The organism is Anaeromyxobacter dehalogenans 2CP-1 (genome assembly GCF_000022145.1).
Taxonomy (GTDB): domain Bacteria; phylum Myxococcota; class Myxococcia; order Myxococcales; family Anaeromyxobacteraceae; genus Anaeromyxobacter; species Anaeromyxobacter dehalogenans.
In genome coordinates this window covers 1,738,961-1,758,942 of the sequence record NC_011891.1, presented here as the reverse complement: position 1 = coordinate 1,758,942, position 19,982 = coordinate 1,738,961, and the positions used below count along the sequence as shown (strand labels likewise).

15 protein-coding genes are annotated in these 19,982 nt (G+C 73.5%); 3 read left to right on the top strand and 12 right to left on the bottom strand.

Features of this window, described 5'->3' with window-relative positions; genetic code table 11:
* Positions 1 to 18: 18 nt before the first annotated feature.
* The 4 genes from nadC to A2CP1_RS07870 all read right to left on the bottom strand — a co-directional run bounded on the left by nadC (position 19) and on the right by A2CP1_RS07870 (position 6,456).
* On the bottom strand, positions 19 to 855 hold the full coding sequence (gene nadC, locus A2CP1_RS07885; protein ID WP_012632849.1) for a carboxylating nicotinate-nucleotide diphosphorylase: 837 nt from the start codon (positions 853 to 855) through the stop codon (positions 19 to 21).
* 14 nt (positions 856 to 869) lie between these two features.
* Entirely contained in the window at positions 870 to 4,025 is a 3,156-nt protein-coding gene (locus A2CP1_RS07880) for a valine--tRNA ligase (RefSeq protein ID WP_012632848.1), read from the bottom strand.
* A gap of 97 nt (positions 4,026 to 4,122) precedes the next feature.
* The gene (locus A2CP1_RS07875) at positions 4,123 to 5,553 is read right to left on the bottom strand and encodes a response regulator (RefSeq protein WP_012632847.1); all 1,431 of its coding nucleotides are present in this window, start codon (positions 5,551 to 5,553) and stop codon (positions 4,123 to 4,125) included.
* Between the two features lie 135 nt (positions 5,554 to 5,688).
* Positions 5,689 to 6,456, bottom strand: a complete 768-nt coding sequence (locus A2CP1_RS07870; protein ID WP_012525523.1) for a chemotaxis protein CheW — start codon at positions 6,454 to 6,456, stop codon at positions 5,689 to 5,691.
* A gap of 25 nt (positions 6,457 to 6,481) precedes the next feature.
* Between A2CP1_RS07870 and A2CP1_RS07865 the strand changes: the two genes are divergently transcribed.
* The gene (locus A2CP1_RS07865) at positions 6,482 to 7,849 is read left to right on the top strand and encodes a GGDEF domain-containing response regulator (RefSeq protein ID WP_012632846.1); all 1,368 of its coding nucleotides are present in this window, start codon (positions 6,482 to 6,484) and stop codon (positions 7,847 to 7,849) included.
* 297 nt (positions 7,850 to 8,146) lie between these two features.
* Here A2CP1_RS07865 and groL read toward each other — a convergent pair whose 3' ends face one another.
* A complete protein-coding gene (groL, locus tag A2CP1_RS07860; RefSeq protein WP_012632845.1) occupies positions 8,147 to 9,790 on the bottom strand; it encodes a chaperonin GroEL in 1,644 nt (547 codons plus the stop codon).
* Positions 9,791 to 10,049: 259 nt separating this feature from the next.
* Between groL and A2CP1_RS07855 the strand changes: the two genes are divergently transcribed.
* Positions 10,050 to 11,111: a metallopeptidase family protein gene (locus A2CP1_RS07855; RefSeq protein WP_012632844.1), complete on the top strand. Its 1,062-nt coding sequence runs from the start codon at positions 10,050 to 10,052 to the stop codon at positions 11,109 to 11,111.
* A 535-nt stretch (positions 11,112 to 11,646) separates the two neighbouring features.
* The gene (locus A2CP1_RS07850; protein WP_012632843.1) at positions 11,647 to 12,735 is read left to right on the top strand and encodes an HNH endonuclease; all 1,089 of its coding nucleotides are present in this window, start codon (positions 11,647 to 11,649) and stop codon (positions 12,733 to 12,735) included.
* Positions 12,736 to 12,817: 82 nt separating this feature from the next.
* Here the strand turns inward: A2CP1_RS07850 and A2CP1_RS07845 are convergent, their stop codons facing one another.
* From A2CP1_RS07845 to nosZ, 7 genes are all read right to left on the bottom strand, one after another.
* Positions 12,818 to 13,780 carry a patatin-like phospholipase family protein gene (locus tag A2CP1_RS07845; protein ID WP_012632842.1) on the bottom strand — a complete coding sequence of 321 codons (963 nt, stop codon included), beginning with the start codon at positions 13,778 to 13,780 and terminating at the stop codon, positions 12,818 to 12,820.
* Positions 13,781 to 13,849: 69 nt separating this feature from the next.
* Complete coding sequence (locus A2CP1_RS07840; protein WP_012632841.1) at positions 13,850 to 14,692, bottom strand: ABC transporter permease subunit; 843 nt, start codon at positions 14,690 to 14,692, stop codon at positions 13,850 to 13,852.
* Positions 14,689 to 15,156, bottom strand: a complete 468-nt coding sequence (locus A2CP1_RS07835; RefSeq protein ID WP_012632840.1) for a nitrous oxide reductase accessory protein NosL — start codon at positions 15,154 to 15,156, stop codon at positions 14,689 to 14,691. The genes A2CP1_RS07840 and A2CP1_RS07835 overlap by 4 nt, the downstream gene beginning before the upstream one ends.
* Positions 15,153 to 16,052, bottom strand: a complete 900-nt coding sequence (locus tag A2CP1_RS07830) for an ABC transporter ATP-binding protein (RefSeq protein ID WP_012632839.1) — start codon at positions 16,050 to 16,052, stop codon at positions 15,153 to 15,155. Before A2CP1_RS07830 ends, A2CP1_RS07835 begins: the two co-directional genes overlap by 4 nt.
* Positions 16,049 to 17,425: a nitrous oxide reductase family maturation protein NosD gene (gene nosD / locus A2CP1_RS07825; RefSeq protein ID WP_012632838.1), complete on the bottom strand. Its 1,377-nt coding sequence runs from the start codon at positions 17,423 to 17,425 to the stop codon at positions 16,049 to 16,051. The genes A2CP1_RS07830 and nosD overlap by 4 nt, the downstream gene beginning before the upstream one ends.
* Positions 17,426 to 17,429: 4 nt before the next feature.
* Positions 17,430 to 18,086 carry a hypothetical protein gene (locus A2CP1_RS07820; protein ID WP_012632837.1) on the bottom strand — a complete coding sequence of 219 codons (657 nt, stop codon included), beginning with the start codon at positions 18,084 to 18,086 and terminating at the stop codon, positions 17,430 to 17,432.
* 22 nt (positions 18,087 to 18,108) lie between these two features.
* Positions 18,109 to 19,971 (bottom strand): Sec-dependent nitrous-oxide reductase, encoded by a 1,863-nt coding sequence (gene nosZ / locus A2CP1_RS07815; RefSeq protein ID WP_012632836.1) that lies wholly within the window; start codon positions 19,969 to 19,971, stop codon positions 18,109 to 18,111.
* Between the last annotated feature and the right edge of the window lie 11 nt (positions 19,972 to 19,982).

Sequence of the window (19,982 nt, the reverse complement as noted above, 5' to 3'; positions counted from 1 at the left end):
GCCCGGGCAGGGCGCGGCTCAGGCGAGGTCGAACGCGAGGTCCACGGCCCGCGCGCTGTGCGTGACCGCGCCCATGGACACGAAGTCCACCCCGGTCGCGGCCACGCGCGGGAGCCGCTCCAGCGTCATGTTGCCGCTGGCCTCGAGCAGCGCGCGCCCGGCCGCGCGGCGGACCGCCTCGGCCATGGCGGCGTCGTCCATGTTGTCGAGCAGCACCAGGTCGGCGCCGGCGGCGATGGCCTCCTCCAGCCCCGGTAGATCCTCGACCTCGACCTCGACGCGCAGCATCGCGCCCGCCGACGCGCGGGCGCGCCGGACCGCCTCGGCGACGCCGCCGCACGCCGCGACGTGGTTGTCCTTGATGAGGACGCCGTCGCCCAGGCTGAAGCGGTGGTTCTTGCCGCCGCCGGCGCGCACCGCCGCCTTCTCCAGCATGCGCCAGCCGGGCGTGGTCTTGCGCGTGTCGAGCAGGCGGGTGCGCCCGCCGCCCGCGGCCAGCGCGTCGGCGCAGCGCCGGGTGGCGGTCGCCACGCCGGAGAGGCGCTGGAGGAAGTTCAGCGCGGTGCGCTCGGCGGCGAGCAGCGCGCGCACGGTGCCGCGCGCGGTGCCGACGACCTCGCCGCGCGCGGCGCGCGCGCCGTCGGCGCGGTCGAACGTGCAGGATGCCCCGAGCCGCTCGAACACCCGCACCGCCACCGCGGTACCGGCGAGGACCAGGTCCTCCTTCGCGAGGAACCGGCCCTCCCCGGTCGCCGAGGCGTCGATGGTCGCCTCGCTCGTCGCGTCGCCGAGGAGGAGGTCCTCCTCGAGCGCCAGATCGAGGAGGCGCTCGGCGTGGGCGGAGAGCCGGGGCATCCGCGCGCCGCCGCCTACTTCCGCTTCGCGGCCTTCCGGGCCGGCTTCTTCGCGGTCTTCTTCGCGGCCGGCTTCCGCGCGACCTTCTTCGCGGGCGCCTTCTTCGCGACCTTCTTCTTGCCGGCCGGCTTCTTCGCGGCGGCCTTCTTGGCGGCCGGCTTCTTCGCAGGGGCCTTCTTCGCGACCTTCTTCTTCATGGCGGCGCGGGTCGCCGCGGCCTTCTTCACCGACCGGCGAACGGTCTTGCGGACCGCCTCCGCGACCTTCTCGATGCCCGACGCCACCGCGGTCGCGGCCTGCTGAGCGGCCTCGCTCACCACGGCGACGGCCTTCTCGGCGCTCTCGACGACCGTGTTCTCCTGCGCCGGCTGCGACTCGGCAGCGGGCCCGTCCTGCGTCGGCTTCTGCTCGTTCTGGATCTCCATGGTGTCCCTCCTGGCGGAATTCGCCTCCGATCCCGAAAGCATCGCACGATGCGCCTCGAGCTTGCCTCTTTTTTCGCGAAGCTCCTCCGCCCGGGCACGGTCCTTCTCGACCACCGCCGCCGGCGCGTTCTGCACGAAGGACGGGTTCTGGAGCTTCCGCTCGAGGACGGCGAGGTCCTGGTCGACCTTCCCGATCTCCTTGTCCACGCGCGCCGTCTCGGCCGCGAGGTCGATCACCCCGGCCAGCGGGACGCGGACCTCGAACCCGGGGCCCACCCCCACCGCCGACTGCGGCGCCGGGGCCGTCGCCGCCGCGACGACCAGGCGCGAGCCCTCGACCCCTGCCACCCGGTGGACCCGGGCCAGCTCGCCGGCCTGCAGCAGGTCGCGGAGCGCGGGATCCGCGACCGCGATCTCCACCGGCGCCTGCGCGCCGAGCTTCACCTTCCACGGGATCCCCATCTCACCGCGGATGTTGCGCACCGCGTCGATGATCCCGAGAACCGGCCGGAATGCGGACTCGGCGGCCCCATCTGCCTCCCCCTTGCGGGGGTACTTGGCGGCGAGCACCGAGTCGGCCCAGTCGCTCGCGCCGACCTGCGCCCGGAGCACGTGCCACAGCTCCTCGGTGATGAACGGCATGAAGGGGTGCAGCAGCCGGTAGGACGTCTGGAGGCAGTGCACCAGCACGGCCTGGACGCTCCGCCGCGCCTCGGGGTCCTCGGAGGCGAGCGCCTCCTTCGCCAGCTCGATGTACCAGTCGCAGAGCTCGTGCCAGACGAACGCGTACACGGCGTTCGCGGCGTCGTTGAACCGGAAGGCGTCGAGCGCCTCCACGGTCTCGTTCACCGCCCGCTGCAGCCGGGCCAGGATCCAGCGGTCGGCCGGCGTGCGCGCGAGGCGGGCCGGGTCCTCGCCGCGCTCCTGGTAGCCGGAGAGGTTCATGAGCGCGAAGCGGCTCGCGTTCCAGAGCTTGTTCGCGAACGCGCGGTAGCCCTCGATGCGCTCCTTCGCGAGCTTGATGTCGCGGCCCTGCGCGGTGAGCGCCGCCAGCGTGAAGCGGAGCGCGTCGGCGCCGTACTGGTCGGTGATGACGAGGGGATCGATCACGTTCCCCTTCGTCTTCGACATCTTCTGGCCCTTCTCGTCGCGCACCATCGGGTGCAGGTACACCGTCCGGAAAGGCACCTCGCCCATGAAGTGGAGGCCCATCATCATCATCCGGGCCACCCAGAAGAAGATGATGTCGTGCCCGGTCTCCATGACGGAGGTCGGGTAGAAGGTCCGCAGCGTCTCGGTCTGCTCCGGCCAGCCCATGGTGGAGAACGGCCACAGGCCGGACGAGAACCAGGTGTCGAGGACGTCCTCGTCCTGGCGCAGCTCGCCCTTGCCGCAGGTCGAGCAGGCCTCCGGCGTCTGCCGCGCCACCGTGACGTGGCCGTCCGGGCAGTACCAGGCCGGGATCTGGTGACCCCACCACAGCTGCCGGCTGATGCACCAGTCGTGGATGTTGCGCATCCACGCCATGTACGTGTTGGTCCACTGCTCGGGGATGAAGCGGGTCCTGCCCTGCTCCACCGCCTCGATGGCCGGCCGGGCCAGCGGCTCGATGCGCACGTACCACTGGTCCGAGAGCAGCGGCTCGAGGATGGTGGCGCTGCGCTGGCAGCGGCCCAGCGGCAGGACGTGCGGCTTCGCGCCGCGGTCCAGGCCCTGCTCGGCGAGGAGGCGCTTCACCTCCTTGCGCGCCTCGAACCGATCCAGCCCGGCGAGCGCGCCGGCCTCGGCGGTCATGCGGCCGTCGGGGCCGATGACGGTGATCATCTCGAGCCCATGGCGCTTGCCGACCTCGAAGTCGTTGAAGTCGTGCGCCGGGGTGACCTTCACCGCGCCGGTGCCGAACTTCGGGTCGACCAGGATCGAGTCGGCGACGATCGGGAAGGTGCGCCCGGTGATGGGGTGGCGGACCTTCTTGCCGTGGAGCGCCATGTAGCGCGGGTCGAGCGGGTGCACCGCCACCGCGGTGTCGCCCAGCATGGTCTCGGGCCGGGTGGTGGCGACCACGATCTCGCCCGAGCCGTCGGCGAGCGGGTACGCGAAGCTCCACAGCTCGCCCTGGTGAGCCTCCTCGTGCTCGACCTCCAGGTCGGAGAGCGCGGTGCGGCAGTCCGGGCACCAGTTGATGAGCTTCTTCTCCCGGTAGATGAGCCCCTCCTCGTGGAGGCGCACGAACACCTCGCGCACCGCCCGGGAGAGCCCCTCGTCCATGGTGAAGCGCTCGCGCTGCCAGTCGAGCGAGGCGCCCAGCGCCTTGTGCTGCTCGCCGATGCGCGACCCGTACTGCTCCTTCCACGCCCAGACGCGCTCCAGGAACGCCTCGCGCCCGAGGTCGTGCCGGCTCTTCTTCTCGGTCTTCTTCAGCTCCTTCTCGACGATCATCTGCGTGGCGATGCCCGCGTGATCGGTCCCGGGGAGCCAGAGCGTGTTGAACCCGCTCATCCGCTTCCAGCGGATGAGCACGTCCTGCAGCGTGGCGGTGAGCGCGTGCCCGAGGTGCAGCGAGCCGGTCACGTTCGGCGGCGGCAGCACGATGGAGAACGGCGGGCGGGTGCGATCGTGCTCGTCGCCGTGGAAGTACCCGCGCTCCTGCCAGAAGGGATACCAGCGGGCCTCGACCTCGCGGTGCTCGTAGCCCTTGGCGAGCTCGGTGCGGTTCTCGTTCTCGATGGGATTCGGGTTCGACACGTCGTCTCCGGGCCTGCGGGGGCCGCGGCCGCCCGGCGATCGGGCGCGCGGCCTCGGCGCGGCATGCGTTGGGAACGGGCGGCGCCGCCGAGGCGGCTCAGCCCTGGCGCTGCTTGACGAGGCGGTCGAGGTTCTCGCGGATGATCGTCTCCGCGAGCTCGGGGACCACCTCCCAGACCACCCGCTCGATGACCTCGCGCGACGCCTTGCCGATGGCCTCGCGCAGCGCCGCCTCCCCACCGTCGGCCGCGGCGGCCGCCGGCGCCGGCGCGTGGCCGGTGGAGGCGGCGGGGGGTACGAACGCGTGCATGGGCGCGAGCTCCGGCGCCTCGTCCGCCGCGCCGGGCAGCTCCACCGGCGCGCCCGCGGGCGCCGCGCTCGCGGCCTCCCGCTCCGGCGACGGGGCCGGCCTCGACACGGCGGGCTCGCCGCCGAGGTCGAGATCGCTCCAGTCGGTCTCGGGCGCGGACGGCGGCGGCGGCGCGTTCACCGCGCGCTGCGGGCCGCCGGGCCCGACCTGCGGGCCCTGGACGCCGAAGCCGAACGGATCGCGGCGGGCGGCGGGCTGCGGGATGGGCGTGGGCGAGGGGCGCGCGCCGGTCGGCGGCATCCCGGGGCCGGGGCGGAAGCCCGCGGGGGCGCCGGACGGCATCGCCGGGCGAGCGCCGGGGGGCATCCCGGCCGCGGGGCGGGCGCCGGGGGGCGGCAGGCCGGGTCCAGGGGGCCGCGCACCGGGCGCCATCCCGGGCCGCATCCCGGGCGCCGCCGGGCGGGCGCCGGGGGGCGTGCCGGGACCGGGGAGACGCGCGCCGGGGGGCGGCGCGGCGCCGGGGCGGAAGCCGGCGGGCGCGCCGGGCGCGGGCGAGCGGGCGCCGGGGGGCATGCCGGGCCGCAGCTCGGGCATGGCCGGGCGCGCGCCGGGCGCGAAGCCAGGGCCGGGCGGGCGGGCGCCCGGAGGCGGCATCCCGGGGCCGGGCGCGAGCGGACGGCCCGCGCCGGCGGGGACTGCGGAGAGGGGTCGGGCACCGGGCGCGGCCGGACCGGTCGGGCGCGCGGCAGCGGGCGGCGCCAGCGGGGCGCGCTGCGAGGGCACCGGGGCCTGCGCGGCCGGCTGCGGGGCGGCGCCGGCGCCCCGGTACGGCGAGGGCGCCGTGATGGGCGGCTCGCCGAGGAGCTCGCGCACCTTGTTGATGAGCGCCTGGCTCTCGAAGGGCTTGGAGATGTGGCCGTCGGCGTGCGCACCGCGGGCGCGGGCCTCGTCGAACGCCTCGAACGTCCCGGCCAGCAGCAGCACCGGGATGCCGCGAAGCGCCGGATCGGACTTCACCGCCTCGCACAGCTCGTAACCGTTGCGCCGCGGCATCACCACGTCCGCCAGGATCACGGCGGGGCGGAGCTCGCGCGCCTTGGCGAGCGCGTCCTCCCCGTTGTCCACCGCGACGACCTGCACGTCCTCGTTCGCGAAGGTGATGCCCACGACCTTCTGGATCGTGATCGAGTCGTCCGCGAGGAGAAGGGTCTTGGGCATGGGGCGGGTTTCCGGGCCGTTCCGGGCCTGTGGAGAGGATCCACTCCAGTACCGCCGGGATCCCTCGAATGTCAAGATTTGCGGGGCTTTGCGCAGGGTTGGCGACACTCGAGGTCCGCGCCGCGCCGGCGCCGGCTAGCCCCCGAACAGCGCATCCCACGGCGGCCGCAGCACGTCCTCGCCGCCCTCCCCGACCCCGAGCACGCGGTCGGCCACCACCCCGATGCCGGCGCCGCCGGCATCGAGCAGGAGCACGGTGCGTCCCTCCCCTCCGGCGCCGCCGTACAGCACGGCCAGGTCCACCACCGGGTGGAGCGCGCGGCCGTGGTAGAGGAGCCCGCGGTGCGAGGGCGGCGTGAGCGGCACCGGCGCCAGCGCCGGCTCCTCCAGCACCTGCAGGAGCAGCGCGAGCGGGACCGCGTACTCCCGGCCCGCCCGCGCGAACCGCAGCTCGCGCTCGGCGGCGAGGCCGAGGTCGGGCGGCGGCTCGGCCGCGTCCAGCGCCGGCTCGAGGGGGGCGAAGCCGAGCGTCCCGACCGACAGCTCCAGCGTCACCGCCCCGCCCATCACGATCGCGCCGGCGAACGGCGGCGGCTGCGGCAGCGGGGTGCGCGCCGGGAGCTGGAAGAACTCGGCCTCGGAGAGGTCCACGATCCCGTGCAGCGCCTCGACGCGCAGCGCCACGCGCGGGGGCCCCTCGGTGAGGAGCGCGAAGGGGCACCGGCCGCCGGGGAGCCCCAGCACCGTGGAGACGAACGCCGCGGGCACCGCCTCGCCCCGGGCGATCACCTCGCCGGCCGCCTCGGGGACCGCGACGATCTCGCGGAGCTGGGCCAGGCGCAGGGCCAGGCGCACACCACCCGCCGAGAACAGGAGCGCCTTGCGGTCCGAGGGGAGCGACACGGGCCATGATATACGACGATCCGCGATGGCCTACTCGGTCCTCCTCGTGGACGACGAGCGCTTCGCGCGCACCGTGTACTCGGACTACCTGCGCGCCGCGGGGTACGAGGTCGAGCTCGCGGAGGACGCGGAGGCGGCGCTCGCGCTCCTGCGCCAGCGGCGCTTCGACGTGCTGCTCACCGACGTGATCCTCCCGGGCTCGTCCGGCCTCGACCTGCTCTCGGCCGCGAAGCAGCTCGACCCGAACCTCGAGGTCACGGTCATCACCGCGCTCGACAAGGTGGACCCGGCCGTGCGCGCCATGAAGTCCGGCGCCTCGGACTACCTGGTGAAGCCGGTGACGCCGGAGCAGCTCCAGCTCGCGCTGCAGCGCTGCCTCGCCACCCGCGAGCTGCTCGCCGAGAACAAGGTGCTGCGCGCGCACCTCACGCTGTTCGAGACCGGCCAGCGCATCGCCGCCACGCTCGATCGCGACAAGCTGGTGCCGATGGCCCTCGCCTCGGTCGCGACGGCGGCGCGCAGCCCGGTCGCGGCGCTCATGGAGAAGGCGGCGGACGGGAGCTGGGTGCCCTCCGGCGCGCACGGGACCGATCACGCGGTCGCGACCGAGCTGCTCGCCGCCTGCCGCGCGGAGCTCGATGCGCTGGGGGCCGAGCCGACCGCCCGGGGCGAGCATGCGCCGGGCGAGCTGGGGCCGTTCGGGCCGCGCGCGCTGCTCCTGCCGGTCACCGAGGAGGGCGCGCTGCTCGGGGCCGTGGCGGTGAACGCGCCGGGCCCGCTCGAGCCGGCCGGCGCCGAGGCGGTGGGGTACCTCTGCCGCAACCTGGGGCTCGCGCTCCGCAACCTCGGCCGGCTGAGGCAGGTCGAGCACCTCGCCTACCTCGACGACCTCACGCACCTCTACAACACCCGCTACCTGGACATGGCGCTCGACCGCGAGATGCAGAGCGGCCGCCCGTTCTCGGTCCTGTTCATGGACCTCGACCACTTCAAGACCGTCAACGACCAGCACGGCCACCTGTCCGGCTCGCGCCTGCTGGTCGAGGTGGCGCGGGTGCTCCGCTCCTGCGTCCGCGACGAGGACGTCCTGGTCCGTTACGGGGGGGACGAGTACGTGGTGCTGCTGGTCGGGATCGACTCCGGCGGCGGGCTGAAGGTGGCCGAGCGGGTCCGCCGGGCCATCGAGGACCACCGGTTCCTGTCACGGGAGGGCGCCCGGGTGCGGGTCACGGCGTCCATCGGGCTCGCGAGCTACCCCGAGCACGCCCAGGAGAAGAGCGAGATCCTCGACCTCGCCGACCGCGCCATGTACCGGGGCAAGCGCTCCAGCCGGAACGTGGTCTACATGGCGTCGAAGGACCTGCCGCCGATTCCGGCCGGCGAGAGGCCGTAAGCGGCCCGGGTTCCGGGCTCGGGCTCGACGGGCTGACCCGAGCGGCAAAAAAAAACGCGGGGCCAAGGAAGGATCCTTGGCCCCGCTGACGACGACTGCCGGGTTCCGCCCGTCCGAGCACGTAGTAGCGGCTGCCCTCGTCATCGACGAGACGGTCCGATATCGCGCTGGCCGTCCGTCGTATGCAAATACCCTACCCGACCGAGGGCCCGGTGTCAATGACGCACCCCGTCGGGGGACAGGAAACCCCCTGCACCGCGGGCGGCGCAGGGGGAAAACCCTCGGGACGGCGGGCGGCTAGTAGTCCATCTCGTCCATGCCGCCGCCCATGCCGGCACCACCTGCCGCGGCCGCCGCCTTCTTCTTCGGCTTGTCCGCCACCATCGCCTCGGTGGTGAGCAGGAGGCTCGCGACGGACGCCGCGTTCTGGAGCGCGGTGCGGGAGACCTTGGTCGGATCGATGACGCCGGCCTTGGTCAGGTCCTCGAACGTGTCGGTCGCGGCGTTGAAGCCGAACGCGCCCTGCCCCTCGAGGATCTTGTTCACCACCACCGGCCCATCCCAGCCGGCGTTCTCGGCGATGCGCCGGGCCGGCCACTCGAGCGCCTTCACCACGATCTGCACGCCGAACCGCTGGTCGCCCTGCCCGACGTCGAGCTTCTGGAGCTCGGCCAGTGCGCGGAGATACGCCACGCCGCCGCCGGGGACGATGCCCTCCTCGACCGCGGCGCGGGTGGCGTGGAGCGCGTCCTCGACCCGGGCCTTCTTCTCCTTCATCTCGGTCTCGGTGGCGGCGCCCACGTTGATGACCGCCACGCCGCCCACCAGCTTGGCGAGCCGCTCCTGCAGCTTCTCGCGGTCGTACTCCGAGGTGGTCTCCTCGATCTGGCCGCGCATCACCTTGATGCGGGCCTGGATGTCCTCCTTCTTGCCCTCGCCGTCCACGATGGTGGTGTTGTCCTTGTCCACCGTGATGCGCTTGGCGCGGCCGAGGTCCTTCAGGCCGAGCTGGTCGAGCTTGATGCCGAGCTCCTCGGCCACCACCGTGCCGCCGGTGAGGGTGGCGATGTCCTTCAGCATCTCCTTGCGGCGGTCGCCGAAGCCGGGGGCCTTCACCGCGCAGACGTGCAGCGTGCCGCGCAGCTTGTTGACCACCAGCGTCGCGAGCGCCTCGCCCTCGACCTCCTCCGCGATGATGAGGAGCGGCTTGCCGGAGCGCGCCACCTGCTCGAGCACCGGGACGAGGTCGGCCATCGCCGTGATCTTCTTCTCGGTGACGAGGACGTACGGATCCTCCAGCACCGCCTCCATCCGGTCGGGGTTGGTGACGAAGTACGGCGACGAGTAGCCGCGGTCGAACTGCATGCCCTCGACCACGTCGAGCGTGGTCTCGAGGCCCTTCGCCTCCTCGACCGTGATCACGCCCTCCTTGCCGACCTTCTCCATCGCCTCGGCAATGATGTTGCCGATGGTGGTGTCGCCGTTCGCGGAGATGGTGCCGACCTGGGCGATGTCGTCCTTGCCCTTCGTCGGGGTGGACAGGCTCTTCAGATGGGCCACCACCACCTCGACCGCGCGGTCGATGCCGCGCTTCAGGTCCATGGGGTTGTGGCCGGCCGCGACCAGCTTCAGGCCCTCCTCGTAGATCGAGCGCGCGAGCACGGTGGCGGTGGTGGTGCCGTCGCCGGCCTTGTCGGAGGTCTGCGACGCGACCTCCTTCACCATCTGCGCGCCCATGTTCTCGAACTTGTTCTCGAGCTCGATCTCCTTCGCGACCGTGACGCCGTCCTTGGTGATGGTCGGCGCGCCGTAGCTCTTCTCGATGACCACGTTCCGGCCCTTCGGGCCGAGGGTCACCGCGACGGCTTCGGCCAGCGTCTGCACCCCGCGGAGGATGGCCTCGCGGGCGGGCTGGTGGAATGCGATTTCCTTGGCGGGCATGCCGGGTCTCCTTTTCAGAGAACTGCAATGATTCTGAGATGTTGTGGGGCAACTCGGGTTGGCAGTCGCCCCGGGCGGCCGCTAACATAACCGCTCCCCGACCTCGGTCAAGCGGCGCCCGGCCGCGACCCCGAGGGCACGCCGGGGAACCCCGATGCGCGCTGTCCGTGAAGCGCGGTGCGCTCGGCCGCGCGCCTCCCGCGCCCTCGCCGGGGGCGCGCGGTTTGACACCGGCCGCCCGCCCCGCTACTCGCGACGCATGCCCGGTCCCGACGCGCTGGACGACCTGCTCGATGCCGCCGCCGCCGCGCTCGAGGGGGGCGAGCCCGAGGAGGCGCTCGCCCGCGCCGAGGCGGCGGTGGCCCGGGCGCCCCGGTCCGTCCCGGCGCTCCACCTGCGCGCCGCCGCGCTCGCTGCGCTCGACCGGCTCGAGGACGCGGCCGACGCGTACGAGCGCGCGCTGGAGCGCGGGCGGGACGACCCCGAGCTGCTCGCGGGCGCGGCCGACTTCCACCTGAACGTGCTCGCCGACGAGGACACCGCGCGCGAGCGGGCCGAGCGCGCGCTGGAGCTGGCGCGGCGGGGCTCGCGGGCCGCCCGGAAGCTCGACGACCCGGACCTCGCCGCCGACCTCGCCTACCTCGAGGGCGCGGCGCTCGACCAGCTCGGCCGCGCGGACGAGGCGCTGGTCCGGCTGGAGGAGGCCGCGCGGACCGCACCGGACCGGGTGGAGATCCTGCTCGAGCAGGCGTTCGCGCTGTACGAGCTGTCGCGCCTCGACGACGCGCGCGCGGTGCTGCTCCGGGCCGAGGCGCTCGACCGGAAGGACCCGTGGGTGCACCACCAGCTCGGGCTGGTGGCCGAGCGGCTGGGCGACGCGGCCGAGGCGGCGCGCCGGTTCGCGCGGGCGCGCAAGCTCGCGCCGGAGGAATTCCCGGAGCCGGTCTCGCTCACGCACGAGGCGTTCGACGCCGCGGTGGAGGCGGCGCTGGAGCGGCTGCCCGAGCCGGTGCGGCGGTACCTGTCGAACGTCGCCATCACGGTCGAGGACGTGCCGCAGGACGACGACCTCCGCGGCTCCGACCCGCCGCTCTCGCCGGCGATCCTGGGGCTGTTCCGCGGCGCGCCGTGGGGGCAGAAGGCGTCGATGGATCCGTGGAGCCACTTCCCGTCGTCGATCGTGCTCTACCAGAGGAACCTGGAGCGGTTCGCGCGCAGCCGCGAGGAGCTCGTCGAGGAGATCGGGGTGACGCTGGTGCACGAGGTGGGGCACTTCCTCGGGCTGGACGAGGAGGAGCTGTGGGAGCGGGGGTTGGATTAGGGCCTGGCTTTGAAGGCGCGGGGGGGCTTTTGACGGGGCGGGGCAGCGGCGGTCGGGGGCGGGGCCGTGGGCCGGAACCGCTGATTGCGGGATCGGCTTGCGAGAGGCCTGATGGTGACGCGGGACGCGGTTCCGCGCGAGGGGCGTGGCGGCGGAGAGACATCGGGGATCGATCCTGGCTTTTGACGGGGCAGCGGGGGGGTGGGGCCGTGGGCCGGAACCGGTGCGGCGGGATCGGCTTGCGAGAGGCCTGATGGTGGGACGCGGGACGCGGTTCCGCGCGAGGGGCGTGGCGGCGGAGGCGTGGAGCGATGCCGCACCCGTTTGTCTATCAGTGAATGCTTGACCTGATTCACGCACAGGCCGGGTCTCGCGAGCGGAGTCGCGCGTGGGGAGCCGCCTCAGGGGCTCTCGCGGCGACGTTGAGGCGCTGCGAACCGAGGCGAGGGGTCGCGGCACCCCGCCGGCGTCCTCGCGTCCTGGCGAATCCTCGTGCGTTCAACGGTGAGCGAAAATCGCGTGCGATGCTTCCTTCATGGACACCGCACTCGAGTTCACCAACCGTCTCATTGCGCTCCTCCGTTCCGAGCGCCACGCGATGGCGGAGTTCCTGGTCGCCCTGGCGGAGTTCGACCGCCGCGGGCTGTACCGGGAGCGCGGGCACACCTCGCTGTTCTCGTTCCTGCGGCGCGAGCTCGGGCTCTCGGCGGGCGCAGCGCAGTACCGCAAGACGGCGGCGGAGCTCATCCGGCGATACCCGGCCGTCGAGGGCGCGCTTCGCGACGGGAAGCTGTGCCTCTCCTCGGTGTGTGAGCTGGCCAAGGTGGTGACCGCCGAGAACTGCGCGGAGATCCTTCCCCGGTTCTTCGGGCTGTCGAGCCGGGACGCGGCGGCAGTGGCTGCTTCGATCCGGCCAGTGGAGAACCCGCCGCGCCGCGAGGTCGTGGTGCCTATCCGGGCGGCGCTCTCGGCGCCGGTGGCGACGATGGCAAGCGCGGCGGTTCCGCCTTCAGTTCGGGCGCCCGAACTGAACGCACCCGACCGAGTCCTCGTGTTTCATGCGCATGAAACACCTGCCGCTGCAGCCTCGCCCGCCCCGCACGCGGCCTGCGCCGCGGCGCCTGTCGCCAAGCCGAGCTCGGTGGACTGGCTCGACGGGGATTCGGCCCGCATGCACCTCACCGTCTCGAAGGCGTTCCTGAAGAAGCTCGACGCGGCCCGCGATGCGCTGTCCCACTCCATGCCCGGCGCCACGCGCGAGGACGTCCTCGAGGCGGCGCTGGACGAGTTGCTCGCGGAGCGCGCGCGGCGGAAGGGGCTCACGGCACGGCCCCAAAAGACCATCCGCCGCGCGAAGCCGGACCACATCCCGGCCCACGTCCGCCGCGAGGTCTGGGCGCGCGACGGCGGACGGTGCACCTTCGTCCTTCCCTCGGGCGAGGCGTGTGGCTCCACGCACCGGCTCGAGCTCGACCACATCGTCCCGCGGGCGCGTGGCGGGGCCTCCACCGCCGACAACCTTCGCATTCGTTGCCGGGGTCACAACCTCGAGGAGGCGCGGCGGGTCCTCGGCGATGGGTTGATGGACGGCTACGCTCCGCGGCGTCGCAGGGGGTCGGCGTGAGGGGCGCGCCCTCGTGTCCAGCTCGGGCCCTCGCGTTCCCGCCCGCCGCCGTGGTCCCCGCCTCGCTCCGGGTCCGGCTTGCTCACGCCCGCGGGCGCTGGGCGGCCTGCTTCGCCTTCCACGCCTCGATCGCGGCGCGGACGCGGGGCATGGCGGCGCGCGCCGCGTCGATGCCGGACTGGACGCAGCGCTTCTTCTGCGTGAAGTCGAGCATGCCGACGCCGCGCACGTCGGGCTGGACCAGCACGTCGGCGCCCTGCTTCCGGTGCGCCACGTTCTCCGCGAACATGATGTTGGTGGCCTGGAGGATCACGTCGAGCGCGTTGCGGATGCTGGTGTTCCCGACGTCCTCGGAGATGTCCACGGCGATCACCACCTCGGCGCCCTTCTCGCGGGCCACGTCGATGGGGATGTTGTCCACCACGCCGCCGTCCACGAGCAGCTTCCCCATGTGGCCGACGGGCTCGAAGATGCCGGGGATGGCCGACGACGCGCGGACGGCGGGCGCGACGGGGCCGCGGTCGATCACCACCCGCGTGCCCCAGTTCAGGTCCGTCGCCACGGCCGCGAACGGCACCTTCAGCTGCTCGATGCTGGGCTGCTTCACCTTGGCCCGCACGAAGGCGTCGAGCTTCTCGCCCTTGGCGTAGCCCATGCCCATCACGGCGTTCACGAGCCGGAAGTCGAACAGGTCGTCCTGCTGGAGCTGGAACGCGGTCCACTCGAGATCGAACGAGTCCTTCTCGCTCGCGTACAGCGCGCCGATGAGGCTGCCGACGCTGGTCCCGACCACGAGGTCCACGGGGATCCGCTCCTGCTCGAGCACCCGGATCACGCCGATGTGGGCGAAGCCGCGGGCGGCGCCGCCGCCGAGGACGAGCGCGATCCTGGGCTCGCGCACGGGGGCGGGCGGCGGGGGGGCTGCGGGCGCGGGGGCGGGCGCGGACGGGAACGGCGCGGCGGGGGCGACCGGGCCGGCGGTGCGGCAGCCGGCGAGCGCGGCCAGCGCGGCGGCGGAGAGGGCGGCGAGATGGGTGCGGCGCATCGGGCGATTCTGGCGCGGGACGCGGGCGCGCACCAGCGCCCTGGCGGCCCGGGGCGCTCCGACAGTCCCTTACAGATCCACCCGCCCGATCCGGCGCGCCGCCAGCGCGGTCGGCACCACGATCCAGAGCGCGAGCGACGTCGCGAGCGCGACCGCGGCGCCGGCGGGGCCGCCGGTGAACCGCAGGAACGCGAGCGACGCCGCGCCGAACGCCGCGGTGCCCTCGACCGCGAGGAGCGCGCCGGTCCGCGCCGCGCCGACGGGGTTCGCGATCACGGCGACGACGAGCAGGCGCGAGGCGGTCCCGGAGGGCAGCAGCGACGCCACGCCGAGCGCGGCCACGTCGAGCAGGACCACGGCCGCGAACCACACCACCACCGCCACGGCGAGCGCCCGCACGCGCCGGCGGCCGACCGCGCCGGCCGCGATCAGCGCGGCGATGGCGAGGAACGCCGCGGTGAGCAGGGCCGCACCGATCACGAGCAGCGCGTACCCTCCCCCACCCTCCTCGCCGGCCTGCGAGAACACCACCACGCCGGCGGCGCCGAACCCGACCAGCTCGGCGGCGGAGAGCGCCGCGAACAGGCCGAGCAGCTTGCCGAGCAGGATGGTCCGGCGCGACACCGGCTGGGCGTACAGCAGCTCCGCGGTGCCGCGCTCCGGCGCGAGCGCGAGGACGCCCATGAGCAGCGCCGCCAGCGGGACCACCAGCGCCACCAGCTCCACCAGCGACGCGCTGGTCCGGGCGAAGTCCTGGAACCCGTGCCCGCCGGAGAGGACGTAGCCGGACCCGGCCACGCCGAGCGAGAGCACCGCGAACACCGCCGCGAAGATCTGCACCCAGCGCGAGCGCGCCGCGAGCAGGAGCTCCTGCCGCGCCACGAGGAGCAAGGGCGAACCGCCGAGGCTCATCGCCGCTCCGCCGAGGGTGCCGCGCCGAGGAGCTCCGCGGCCGGCACCGGGACGGCCCCCCTGGCGGCGGGGTCGGCGTCGCGCGACGCGGCGTCCGCGTGGGCGATCAGCTCCGAGCCCATGGGCGTGCGGAGCCCGGGCACGCGCGAGACCGTGGCCGCGTCGGCGCGCACCCAGGCCGAGGTCCGGTGATCGGCGACGTACGCCACCGCCCCGCGCGGCAGCCGCGGGTGCTCGCGCAGGTAGTCGCGCAGGCACCCGAGGTCGTCGAAGAACCGCGGCTCCTCGCCCGGTGCGACGAGCTGGGCGGCGAACGGCGGATCCGACACCATCATGCGGCAGTGGGCGCAGGCGTCGTTGCGGGGATCCAGCCGGGCCGGCGCCGGGGGGCCGCGCTGGCAGCCGGCGGCGCAGGCGGCGGCGACCACGAGCGCGGCGAGCCGCGCGGAAGCTCGTGTCCTCATGCGGAACCCTCCACCAGCTCGCGGTACAGCGGCTCCAGGCGCCCGTCCTCGGCGCTGAGGCTGCGGATCTCCGCGCCCGCGGCGCGCGCCAGCTCCAGCGCCTGCGCGCGCAGCGCGGGCGGCCCGGGGATCACCAGCTCCTCGCCGGTCCAGCGCGCGCCGGGCGCGAGCGCGGCCAGCCGCTCGGCCAGCCCGGCGGGGCAGGCGTCGAGCCGCAGGCGCATGCGCCCGCGCGCGGCCAGCCGATCCGCCAGCTCGCGCTGCCCGAGCGCCGCGACCAGCCGCCCGTCCACCAGGATCGCGATCCGGTCCGCGAGCCGCTCCGCGTCCCCGAGCTGGTGCGAGCTGAACAGCACCGTCCGCCCCTCGCCGCGCCAGCGCTCGACCAGCGCGTAGAATGCCGCCAGCCCTTCGGCGTCCAGCGCCGAGGTGGGCTCGTCGAGCAGGTAGGCCCGGGCGTCGGGCAGGGCCGCCACCGCCAGCCCGAGCCGCTGGGTCATGCCGCCCGAGTACGTCCCCACCGCCCGCTCGGCCGCCCCGTCCAGCGAGGCCGCGCGGAGCGCCTGCTCCGCGGCGCCGGCGGGCGCGCCGCGCAGGCGCCGGTAGAACTCGAGCACCTCGCGGCCGGTGAGCGATTCCGGGAAGCTCACCCGCTGCGGCAGGAACGACAGGACGCGCCGCGCGGCCGGGTCGCGCGTGCTGGCGGGAGGCTCGCCGGCGAGCACCCGGCCCGAGGTGGGCAGCACCAGCCCCGCCGCCACCTTCAGCGAGGTGGTCTTGCCGGAGCCGTTCGGCCCGAGCAGCGCCACCACCTCGCCGGCGGCGAGCTCGAGCGAGAGCGCCTCGACGGCGCGGTGGCGCCCGTACCGCTTGGTGAGCGCCTCGAACCGGATCACGGACGCCCCCGTCGCGCGGCCCGCCCGCCGAGCGCGAGCACCGCCAGGCCGAGCCCCACCGCGCCGGCCGAGCCCGCCACGCCCGCTGCGGCCGCGCCGCCATCCTCCGGGCGCGCCACCGGCACCGCCGGCAGCACCGGCGGCCGCGCCAGCGGGGCGTGATCGACCGCCTGGATCCGGGCCAGCACCGGGAAGCTGCGCTCCGCGGCGGCCAGCGCCGAGGCGGCGACGCTCTGCGCGAGCAGGTCCGCGGCGGAGAGGTTGCCGCGCAGGTGATCGAACAGGCTCCCGAGGACGTGCGGCGCATCGTTCCTCCCGTCGCCGTCGAGGTCGAGCCCGCGGTCGTCCGACCAGTAGTTGCCGTCGAACCCGGTGTCGGTGCGCCGGCCCACGAGGTCGAGCGTGGTGAGGTTGCCGACGAACGCGTTGCCCTCGAAGCGGACGCCGCCGCAGGAGTCGTACAGCACGATGGCCGCGTCGGACTCGGCGATCACGTTGCGGCGGAAGACGTCCCGGTACGAGCCCTCCAGGAACACGCCGCGGGCGTTGTCGGCGATGAGGTTGTCCTCGGCGATCACGTCGTCGCAGGCCTTGTAGAGGAGCCCCACCGAGGCGAAGCCGCGGTTGTGCAGGAATCGGTTGCGGCGGAACGCGATCCGGCGCGAGTACATCAGGACGGCGCCGGCGTCCGAGCGCTCGAACAGGTTGTCCTCGAAGACGTTGTCGTCCGAGAACATGTAGTGCAGCGCGTACCGGAGCTCGCGCGCGACGTTGCCGCGGACGACGCCGTGCGGGGAGGACTGGATGTAGAAGCCGTCGCGGGCGTCGCGGATCTCGTTGCGCTCGAGCGTGAACCCGTCGGTGTTCCAGACGTGGATGCCGGAGCCCTTCTCGCCCGGCTCCTTCGAGCGGATCCCCGTCACCACGTTCCCCTCGATGCGCGCGCCGTTCGCCTCGCGCAGGTAGATCCCGAACAGCGCGCGCCCGATGCGGCAGTCGCGGATCACTGCGTCGCGGGCCGCGACGTGGACGCCGGCCGAGTCGCGGCCCAGGTCGCCGCCCTCGCGCCCGTCGACGTCGAAGCCCTCCACCACCACCCCGGGCGCCCGGACGCGCACCACGCTGCCCCGGCCCGATCCCACCAGCCGCGGGCGGCCGCGCCCGGCGAGGTGGACCGGACGGTCGAGGTAGAGGTCGCCCTCGTACGTGCCGGGGCCGACCTCGATCCGCTCGCCCGGCGCAGCCGCGTCCACCCTGGCCTGCAGCGGCGACGTCTCCCCGGGCGGCGGGCGCCCCTCCAGGTTGCCGGCGGGGATGGCCGCCATGTCGCCCTGGGCGAGGAGGACGGCGAGGAGCGGCGCGACGGCGTCCATCGCCTCAGGGCCCACCGGCCGGGACCGGCAGGGCCACGACGCGCCGGCGCGTGCCACGCACGCCCAGCACGAGCGCCGCCGCCAGCGCGAACCCCACCGCGAACAGCGCGTACGAGCCGAGGCCCGGGTACGAGTACACCTCGAAGTTCGCGAGCTGGGCGCCGCCCATCATCGGCGGCATGAACGGCGGGACCTTCACCGGCGCGCCGGGGGCGAGGTCGTGGCCGTAGCTGTACAGCTTGTAGCCGAACGACCAGAGCGAGAAGAGCCCGACGTAGGTGAACACCACCAGCGAGTCGAGCAGGTCGAGCAGCCGCCCCATGACCGCCGCCCGGAGGAAGACGAGCGCGAGGCCGCCCAGCACGAACGGCATCCACTTGAACTCGCGGAAGTCCTCCTCCGCCAGGTCGTGCATGCCGATGTAGTGGTTGAGGAGGTTGATCTCCTTCAGGTCCTGCCCGTGGTTCCCGCCCTCCAGCTTGTAGCTGTAGATGTCCAGCCGGAGCCCGTCCCCGTACTGCGGCGCGAACATGGTGAGGTTCCACAGCGGCGCGACGTAGGTCGGGACGACGAGCAGCGCCGCCACGAGCGCGAGCACCCGCGGCGTCGCGCCCACCGGCGCGGTGAGGAGCGCGTGGCTCCGCTCGAGCAGTCTCTTCATGGCGGTCCCCGGTGGCGCGGCGCTACCTCGGCTTCACCACGAGATAACCCTGCATCTCCTGGTGCAGCGCGGAGCAGAAGTTGGTGCAGTAGTAGGGGAAGACGCCCGGCTTGTCGGCCTTGAAGGTGACGGTCTTGGTCTCGCCGGGATCGAGGACGACGTTGATGTTGTAGTCGAGCAGCCCGAAGCCGTGGAGCTCGTCGGTGGTCTGCTCGATGTTGGTGAGCGCGACCTTGACCGTGTCGCCCTCGTTCACCTCGATGAGCGCCGGCGTCATGCTGGACCGCACCACCACCACCTTCGCCAGCACCTCGTTGCCCTTGCGCGTCACCCCCGCGTCCTTCACGTCCCAGATCGCGAGCGGGTGCTTGTTCTCCTCCCTCGGGTAGACCTCGATCGGCTTCAGCTTGTCGGCCTTGATGATCTGCGCGTAGTGCGGCTCGGGCTCGGTGAACGCGTCGTAGACGAGCTTCATCTTGTCGCCCGAGATGTCCACGAGCTGCGAGGACTCGGGCTGCGACGGGCCGACGGGGAGGTGCCGCCCGTGGGAGAGCTTGTTGAGGCCCACCAGCCACTTCCCGTCCGGCGAGACGGTGTCGCCCTCGGCCGCGGCGAGGTGGCCGGTCGAGTAGGACATCGGGACCTTGTCCAGGACCTCCCAGGTCCCGAGCTTCCACTTCGCGAGCGCGCTGTCCACGAACAGCGAGGTGTACGCCATGCCGTCGGGCCCGAACTGCGTGTGGAGAGGCCCGAGCCCCACCGGCACCTCCGCGTCCTTGATGGACTCGTACTTGAGGACCGGGATGCCGTCCTCCTCGCCGGCGAAGTCCTTGTTCTTGATGGCGGTGAGGACCTTCTCGAAGTTGAAGGCGGTGGTGACGCCCTGGAGCTTGCCGGAGCCGACCACGTACTTGCCGTCGGGCGAGACGTCCACGCCGTGCGGCGACTTCCCGCAGGGAAGCAGGTACACGAGCCCGGGGACGGTCTTCGGATCGAGCACCTTCACGCCGCCGACGAGCTCGCCCTTCCCCTCCGCCGCCGCCTTCTCGGCCAGGCGCCAGTCGATGGCCGCGATGTAGTCGCGGTCGCGCTGCGAGGCGGTGACCTCGAGCTTCCCGGTGGCGCGCTCGGAGTTGTAGCAGGTGAGGAAGAACCAGCCCTCCGACAGCTTCTTGCCGGCGTCGCCGAGGTCCCAGTCGAACGGCGGCAGGAGCACCTGCCAGCCCAGCGACATCTGGCCGGTCTTCGGGTCGACCTTGATCCCGGCCGCGACGCCCTTGTACTCGCTGGCGTACCGGTCGATCGACACCGCCTTCCCCTTGGGGATGGGGATGGAGAACCGCGAGGACATGAGGATGTACTCGCTGTTCGGCGTGATGAAGGTGGACCCGTGGTTGCCCGAGATGTTCGGCACCGGCCCGATGATCTGCCGCGTCTTGAAGTCGCGCAGGTCGATGCGCGCCACCCGCCCGTTCATCTCGTTGACGAACAGCCAGCGCCCGTCGTAGTCGCCGCCGGTCTCGGAGAGCGCCGGGTGGTGCACGTCACCCCAGGTCAGGTTGCCGAGCATCGCCTTCGACTCGTCGTCGAAGCCGTAGCCCGTGCCCGAGTACGGCGCGAACACCGGGATGGTGGTGATGTGGCGCATCGACGGGATGCCGTAGACGTAGACCTGCCCGGAGTGACCGCCGGACGAGAACATGTAGTACTCGTCGAGGTCGCCGGGCGGGACGTAGGTCTTCTCCGCCGCCACCGCGATGTCCGACGCGGCGGCGGGGCGCTTCGAGCCCTTCGGCTTGCTGGGCGGGCAGCCCACCACGAGCGCCAGCGCCCCCACCGCCGCGAGCGCCACGGCGATCCTCGTCCAGAGCTTCGTGTCGGCCATGTCTGCCTCCG